This window comes from Halolamina sp. (assembly GCF_036626355.1).
Taxonomy (GTDB): domain Archaea; phylum Halobacteriota; class Halobacteria; order Halobacteriales; family Haloferacaceae; genus Halolamina.
The window spans coordinates 1-4333 of sequence record NZ_JAZKRY010000133.1; the positions used below are offsets into that span (position 1 = coordinate 1).

General features: G+C 64.3%; 5 protein-coding genes. All 5 read left to right on the plus strand.

Annotated elements, in window-relative coordinates:
• The coding region (locus V5A38_RS14405; protein ID WP_332326458.1) for a hypothetical protein at window positions 1-188 on the plus strand (188 nt) is incomplete at its 5' end.
• Window positions 181-795: an adenylate kinase gene (locus V5A38_RS14410; protein ID WP_332326459.1), complete on the plus strand. Its 615-nt coding sequence runs from the start codon at window positions 181-183 to the stop codon at window positions 793-795. The genes V5A38_RS14405 and V5A38_RS14410, both read left to right, overlap by 8 nt.
• Before the next feature lie 183 nt (window positions 796-978).
• Window positions 979-1884, plus strand: a complete 906-nt coding sequence (locus V5A38_RS14415; protein WP_332326460.1) for a DUF106 domain-containing protein — start codon at window positions 979-981, stop codon at window positions 1882-1884.
• Window positions 1885-2118: 234 nt separating this feature from the next.
• Window positions 2119-2469: an Hsp20/alpha crystallin family protein gene (locus V5A38_RS14420; protein ID WP_332326461.1), complete on the plus strand. Its 351-nt coding sequence runs from the start codon at window positions 2119-2121 to the stop codon at window positions 2467-2469.
• Between the two features lie 68 nt (window positions 2470-2537).
• On the plus strand, window positions 2538-4208 hold the full coding sequence (locus V5A38_RS14425) for an AarF/ABC1/UbiB kinase family protein (RefSeq protein ID WP_332326462.1): 1671 nt from the start codon (window positions 2538-2540) through the stop codon (window positions 4206-4208).
• The last annotated feature ends 125 nt before the right edge of the window (window positions 4209-4333 follow it).

The window sequence follows — 4333 nt, forward strand, 5'->3', positions numbered from 1 at the left end:
CGATTCGCCGTAACCACTATGAGGCCATCTCTGCGACGTCGACCGCCGTCGGCGACGGGTTCGGCCGCGGGGTCGCTCATGCCGAGCCGGCGGTGGGCGGCTCCCCAGAATCCACGGCCTACCGGGGCCGGGCGGTCTGCTTTCTTCAACTCTTTAACCCCGGCCATTCTGCAACGCAGTATGGCTGATTACCACATCCTGCTGCTCGGGCCGCCGGGGGCCGGCAAGGGAACGCAGGCGGCGAAGCTCTGTGAGAAATACGACCTCGACCACGTCTCGACGGGCGACGCGCTCCGGGCGAACAAGGAGATGGAGACGGAGTACGGGACACCTCGGAGCTTCATGGAAGCCGGCGAGCTCGTGCCCGACGAGGTCGTCAACGAGGTGCTGGCCGCCGCACTGGAGGAGGCCAACGGCTACGTGCTCGACGGCTACCCGCGCAACCTCGACCAGGTCGAGTATCTCGATGAGGCCACGGAGCTCGACGACGTCATCTTCCTGGACGTGGACCGCGAGACGCTGGTCGAGCGGCTCACCGGCCGCCGGGTCGACCCCGAGACCGGCGAGAACTACCACGTCGAGTTCGACATACCGGAGGACGAGGCGGTCCGCGAGCGACTCATCCAGCGCGAGGACGACGAGGAGGACGTCGTCCGCGAGCGCCTCGAGGTGTACGAGGAGAACACCGAGCCGGTCATCCAGCAGTATCGTGAGACTGGCGAGCTCATCGAGATCGACGGGACGGGCACGCCAGAAGAGGTGTTCGACCGTATTATCGACGCCATCGAAGAATAAGCGTCGAGAGGGATCGACGCTATCCGTACGTAGCGTCGACAGGGGCGTCGACGCTATCGAGGAGTAGCCTCCGCCCAGGGCGACCGGACCTGGCGAACTGGCGCTTTTCCGGAAGTAGACACTCTCAAACCGCACTACGGACAAGTAAAAGGTTCTTAAGCAGGGACGGCCAACGATACTGCAATGGCACGGATAGAGGACCGGGTGCGTGACCTCGTCGAGGAGGACGGGGAGATGCGCGATGCGGTCGAGACGGTGCTCGACCGCGCGGAGGACGGCGAAGTCGCCTGGACCGACGTGAAAGGCGACCTCGAGAGCGGGCAGTGGGGCCGGCTCATCGAACAGGAGATACTTGTCGAGGGCAAGTCCGGCTTCGCACTGGCCGATCCCGAAGGGACTCGGGAGGCAGTGTCGGCCGACGGCGACCTCACCAGTTCCTCCGTCGATATCGACGACGTCGAGGGGACGAGCTGGTCGAAGTGGGACAAGCTCGCGGGGCTCTCGACGCTCGGGTTCTTCGTCGGCTACTCCTACGGCCCGGTGCGCAACATCGTCGGCGGCGCCGTCGACATCGTGCTCGGCCCGATGCTCGATGTGCTGCCGTTCTACGCGGTCGTGATGCTCATCGCAGTCGCGACGGGGCTCTACTCGACGGTCCTGCGCGGAATGCTCATGGACATGGAGAAGATGGGCATGTATCAGGATCGGATGAAGGATATCCAGAACCGTCGGAAAGAGGCCAAGGAGCGCGGCGACGACGACGCGATGCAGAAGATCCAGGACGAGCAGATGGAGGCGATGGGCGATCAGCTCGGCATGTTCAAAGAGCAGTTCCGCCCGATGGTGTGGATCATGTTCCTCACCATCCCCGCGTTCCTCTGGATGTACTGGACGATCGGGCTCCGGGGCGCCGGCAGCAACCACGAACTCCAGAGCATCGTCCTCCCGCTCGTCGGTGAGGCCACATGGACCCAGGGCGTGCTCGGCCCCATCCAGGTCTGGATTGTCTGGTACTTCCTCTGCTCGATGGCGTTCACCCAGATCATCCAGAAGGCGCTGGATATCGAAATGACGCCGTCGACGTCGTAACCGACCACGGCCCGAGACCTGTCGCGAGCGCCGTCTCGCGATACCGGAACCGATGCCGTGGTCGTGTGTAACCCATCACGGCCCGAGACCTGTCGCGAGCGCCGTCTCGCGATACCGGAACCGATGCCGTGGTCGCGTCTGGGCCAACACGCCACCCGTTTTTCGCCGTTCGAGCCGCTCTGAGAGTGCTCCGCCACCGGGGGGTTTTTCGACCCCGAACCCGTGTTTGAGAGTATGGACGCACTTCGCGACGCGCTCCGGGAGCTCCCCGAAGCGGTGTTCGCCGACCTGCTTGAGAGCGAGGCGGCGTACCGCCTCGTCATCGATCTGCCGGGAGCAACCGCCGACACCACCGAGCTCCGCACCGAGGGCGGCCGCCTCCACATCGAAGCCCGTCGGGAGAAATCGTTCCCCGACGAGTTCCAGTTCGTTCGGGAGGACCGCCCGCTGTTTCTCGACGCCGAAATCCCGCTGCCGCCGGACGCCGACGACGAGGCGACGGCGACGATGGAGCAAGGCGTCCTCACCGTCACCATTCAGAAGCGGTCGGCCACCCCGGGCGAGACCATCCCCATCGAGAGCTAATGGCGGCGGCCCAAACAACTCTCACTACGAGGAGGCCCCGCCTGAGAATCAGGGGGAGGTGATTCAGGCTGGTCTCGCTCCGTGCCTACTGGCGGTTCCTCGTCGTCGTGAGGCGGTTCCTGCCGCTCATCCTCGCGTGGACGCGTGACCGTCGCCGGTTTCTGCTCTTCGGTGGCAGCCGAGACGTCGACACCGAGACACGCGTCCACCGGGCAGAAGTGCTGCTCTCGACGCTGCTGACGCTCGGCCCGACGTTCATCAAACTCGGCCAACTGCTCTCGACGCGCCCGGACGTGCTCCCGCCTGAGTACGTCGACGAGCTCTCCAGCCTGCAGGACGAGGTCCCGCCCGCCGACTGGGAGGAGGCCAAGGAGGTTCTGGAAGACGAACTCGGCCCCGTCGAGGAGACGTTCGACGACTTCGACACCGAGGCAATCAGCGGCGCGAGCCTCGGCCAGGTGTATCTGGCCGTCCACAACGGCGAAGACGTGGCGGTGAAGGTACGCCGGCCGGGCATCGTCTCACTGGTGAACGCTGACCTCCGCGTGGTTCGCTGGTCGCTTCCGATTATCGTCTTCTTCATCGACGAGGCCCGTTCGTTCTCACTCTCGAACCTCGCCGAGGAGTTCTCCAAAACGATCCGCGAGGAGATGGACTACGAGCGCGAACGCGCCATGCTGATCGAGATCCGCGGAAACTTCGACGACGACGAGACCATCCGCATCCCACAAGCCCATCCCGACGCCTCCAGCGAGGCGGTCCTCACGATGGAGTATCTTCCGGGAACGAAGATCAACAACGTCGACGAACTCGACGCGAAGGGGTTCGACCGGACGCGGCTTGCAGAGCAACTGCAGCGAATCTACCTGAAGATGATCATCGACGACGGCGTCTTCCACGCCGACCCGCACCCGGGCAACCTCGCGGTGGACGACGAGGGTTCCATCATCTTCTACGACTTCGGGATGAGCGGTCGGGTCGATCCGTATATCCAGGAGAAGATCGTCGACTTCTACACCGCCGTCGCCGAACAGAACACCGACGCCATCCTGGACGCGCTGATCGAGATGGGGACGCTCTCACCCTCCGCCGACCGACAGGTGATGGGCCAAGTGATGGAGTTGGCCATCCAGGACGCCCGCGGCGAGGATATCGAGCAGTACCGCGTCCAACAGATCATCGACCAGGTCGAGGGCACCATCTACGAGTTCCCGTTGCGCCTGCCTCGGAACCTCGCACTCATCCTCCGGGTCGCCACCGTCGTCGAGGGGGTCTGTGTGACGCTCGATACCGACTTCGACTTCATCAGCGTCGCGACGGAGTATCTTACCGAGCAGGGCTACCGTGAGGAGACGATCAAACGCATCGCTGAGGGCGCCGCCGACCAGGTACAGGCGACCGCCGGCGCGCTGGTGACGGTGCCGCCAAAACTCGACCGCGTGCTCGACAGCATGGAGGCCGAGAACCTCATGATCAACGTCAATATCGAGGACGAGGACGACGTCCTCCGGCGGTTCGCCCGCCGGCTGATTCTCGGCATCTTCGTCGCCGTCGGCGTGCTGTCGGCCTCCATCGTCTACTCCTTCGGCAGCGACGTCCGGGTCGCTGTCGCCATTCTCGCCACGACGCTACCGGTGACGTTCGCACTCTACCGCGCGTTCAAGCGTCGGAGCTCCGGCTTCGGTACGACGCCGCAGTTCACCAGACAGAACATGCGGAACCGCCGAGGCGGAAAGTAACGGCGGCAGTATCGCCTCCACCGGAGACGTTTTGCCCGGTCCGTGTCACTGAGTGCTATGGACGTTTCACCGTTCGGCCTCGAACGCTGGTTCGCCGAGTACGAACACGACGCCGACATCATGCT

Excerpts from the sequence above, each read along its gene's own strand:
- V5A38_RS14410 (WP_332326459.1), top strand. The coding sequence starts at position 181 with ATGGCTGATTACCACATCCTGCTGCTCGGGCCGCCGGGGGCCGGCAAG.
- V5A38_RS14415 (WP_332326460.1), top strand. The coding sequence starts at position 979 with ATGGCACGGATAGAGGACCGGGTGCGTGACCTCGTCGAGGAGGACGGG.
- V5A38_RS14420 (WP_332326461.1), top strand. The coding sequence starts at position 2,119 with ATGGACGCACTTCGCGACGCGCTCCGGGAGCTCCCCGAAGCGGTGTTC.